Annotated in this window: 1 protein-coding gene; it reads left to right on the forward strand. The window is 42.2% G+C overall.

Annotated elements, in window-relative coordinates; genetic code table 11:
• Positions 1-3,534, forward strand: a 3,534-nt coding sequence (locus RRG12_RS41860) for a GAF domain-containing protein (RefSeq protein ID WP_420763207.1), incomplete at both ends; no start/stop codon positions are given.

The raw sequence follows: 3,534 nt of genomic DNA on the forward strand, positions 1-3,534 counted from the left end.
ATCCACCGACAGAGACATACAAATCTCTAGAAAAATACACCGCAATAGCCCATCAGTCGAAACATGAGGCTGTCTATCAGACAATCAGACTACAGCAGATGCTACTGATGAATCTGCGCGGACTAACTCACCAAAATCTGACTCTAAGTGATGATAATTTTGATGAGTCACGCGCTTTATCTATTATTACAGATGCAGGGTTTGTTAGTGGAATTATTTTTTATTACATTATCAAATTAATTATCTTTTTTACATATCGACAGTATATAGAGGCTCTTAATTGTGCCTTAAAATTATCCAATTTTCCAGTTACGACACTGGCATTACCAATTGAAACAGATTATGTTTTATATTACTCATTAAGTCTAACGGCTCTTTATCCAACAGTCTCTTCTCAAGAGCAAAAGCTGTTTTTACAAACCCTAGAATCACATCAGCAACAATTGCAATATTGGGCTAAACACGGCCCTGAAAACTTTTTACATAAATCTCAATTAGTAGCTGCTGAAATAGCTCGAATTGAAGGTCGGGATTTGGAAGCAATGCGCCTGTATGAGCAATCAATTACTTCAGCCCGTGAGCAGGGATTTATACAATATGAAGCTTTAGCTAATGAGCTAGCTGCTAACTTTTACTTTGAGCGAGAGTTTGAATTAATTGCCAAAACATACTTAGAAGTAGCTAAAAATACTTATATGCGTTGGCAGGCATTTGCTAAAGTCAAGCACTTAGAAGAATCCTATCCTCAACTATTGCCACAACAACAGCTTATTTCTAATGGAACGTTTATTACCACAGGTGAGCATTTAGACTTTTTGTCAATAGTTAAAGCCTCTCAAACTATATCTAGTGAAATTGTTTTTTCGCGGTTGTTGAAGACATTAATGCAAATTGTCGTTGAGCAAGCAGGAGCAGAAATCGGTTATTTGTTGCTAGAACACGAGCAAAATCTGGTGATTGAAGTAGAAGCGAAGGTTAATCACCAAGCAGAAAAGCTCAATGTTTCTCGACTTGTATTAGAGAGTGAAATTTCACAAGTTATTCCTCAATCAATGCTGAATTATGTTCAGCGCACTCAAGAAATAGTGATTTTGCAGAATGCCACTGAGCAAAATCTGTTTTCAAAAGACGAGTATATAATTCAAAAACAACCTAAATCTGTACTTTGTTTACCGATCGCCCGTCAGTCGAAATTACTTGGTATTTTATATTTAGAAAATAATTTAATCTCCAGTGCCTTCACACAGGAAAAACTTTCTGTGCTGGAAATTTTGACGGTTCAAATTGCTATTTCTCTAGAGAATGCTCGTCTTTATCAAGGTTTGGAAAATAGCCAAGCACAACTCAACCTGGCGTTAAAATCTGCTCAAATCGGTGTTTGGAGTTGGGATATCGCCAGCGATCGCTTTGACTGGGATGAGCAGATTTATCAACTATTTGGGCTGACGCCGGAAACCTTTGCTGGCACTTCTGAAGCGATTTTAGCTCGTCTGCATCCAGATGATCGAGAATTCCTAGCTCAATCCTTAAGTCAAGCGATTAACGAAGGCTTGGAGCATGATTTAGAATATCGAATTATTTGGGATGACGGCAGTATTCGTTACTTAGCCTGTCGGGGAAAAGCCTTTTTTGACGATGCGGGTATTGCCACACACATGAGTGGTATTGTGCTTGATATCACCGATCGCAAACAATCTGAAGCCAAACGTATCCAACTAATTCAAGAGCAAACCGCCCGACAGGAAGCAGAAGCCGATCAGCAAAGAGCAACGTTTTTGGCTCAAGTCAGTGCAACCCTCGCCTCTTCTCTTGATTACGAAAGTACGTTAGCAAGTGTGGCTAACCTGGTGGTACCTTACTTGGCCGATTGGTGTGCCGTTGATCTGTTGCAAGATAATCAATCAATTAATCGGGTAGCAGTTGCTCACCGAGATCCAGAGAAAGTAAAACTCGGTTGGGAACTTTATCAACGTTATCCCAGAAAGTTGGATGAACCTCAAGGTGTGCCTAAAGTGCTGCGTACAGGAATTGCTGAAATGGTAACTGAAATTCCAGATGCGGCTTTACTAAAATACATCTTAGACGCAGAACATCTAAGAATTGTGCGTGAACTTGGTTTAAAGTCATGTATAATCTTGCCCTTGGTGGCACGTGAAAGAATTTTTGGTGCAATTTCCTTTTTTACTGCTGAATCAGAACGTCGTTACAGCACGGCTGACTTGTCACTAGCGGAAGATGTTGCCCATCGAGCTGCGATCGCGATCGATAATGCCCGCCTTTACCAAGAAGCGCAACAAGCACAAAAAACAGCAGAACTAGCCCTAGAGCGCATTGCCCGTCTCCAATCTATTACAGCTGCCCTTTCAGAATCCCTGACACCAGCCCAAGTATCTGAAGTGATTGTAGAGCAGAGCATGGCTGCCTTGGGAGCCACTTCTGCCCTCGTCGCCTTGGTGAATGAAAGTAAAACTGAACTGGAAATTGTGCGTGCGGTTGGCTATAACCAAGATTTGGTAGATAGTTGGCGTCATTTTGCCATCGATTCACCTTCTCCTCTAGCAGAAGCAGTGCGAACTGGGAAAGCTATTTGGGCTGAATCAACAGAAAATCGGGTTGCTCGTTACCCACATTTATCCCAAATATATGCCCAATATGACTTTAAAGCCTGGATTTCTATTCCATTGATGGTAGAGGGTTCGGCAGTTGGAGGTATAAGTGTGGGATTTGCCCAGCCTCAACAACTAAGTGAGGAAGATCAAGCGTTTCTCTTGGCTGTAGCTCAACAATGCGCCCAAGCGATCGCTCGTGCCCATCTTTACGAAGCCGAACGAACGGCACGAAGCGCTGCTGAAGCCGCAAACCGCATCAAAGATGAATTTTTAGCGGTGCTATCCCATGAATTGAGAACACCACTCAACCCAATTCTGGGTTGGGCAAAACTGATGCGGAGTCGCAAGCTTGATCAAGCAACAAGCGATCGCGCCCTCGAAACCATTGAGCGCAACGCCAAGTTACAAACCCAATTAATTGAAGATTTGCTTGATGTCTCCCGCATCCTTCAAGGTAAACTTATTCTCAACTTCGGCCGAATTAATTTGGTATCAGTGATTGAAGCTGCGATCGAGACAGTGCGTTTATCAGCGGAGGCTAAATCTATCCAGATTCACAGAAGTATTGAATCTGGTGTTGGGGAAGTTTTAGGTGATGCTAATCGATTGCAACAAGTAATTTGGAATATTCTTTCCAATGCCATTAAATTTACTCCTATTGAAGGAGAAGTAAAAATTAAATTAGAGGAAGTTGGCTCACAGGTAGAAATCCGTATAACTGATACAGGGAAGGGAATTGCACCTGAGTTCTTACCTTATGTTTTTGATTATTTCCGTCAAGCTGCTGGTGCTACACCTCGAACATTTGTCGGTTTTTGTTTTGGATTCGCGCTCGTTCATCATCTCGTAGAACTTCACGGGGGACCTGTTCCAGCAGAAAGTCTCGGCGACGCTCGATGCGCCACTTTCACCGTCCGACTTTCCC

Source organism: Nostoc sp. CALU 546, from assembly GCF_048836525.1.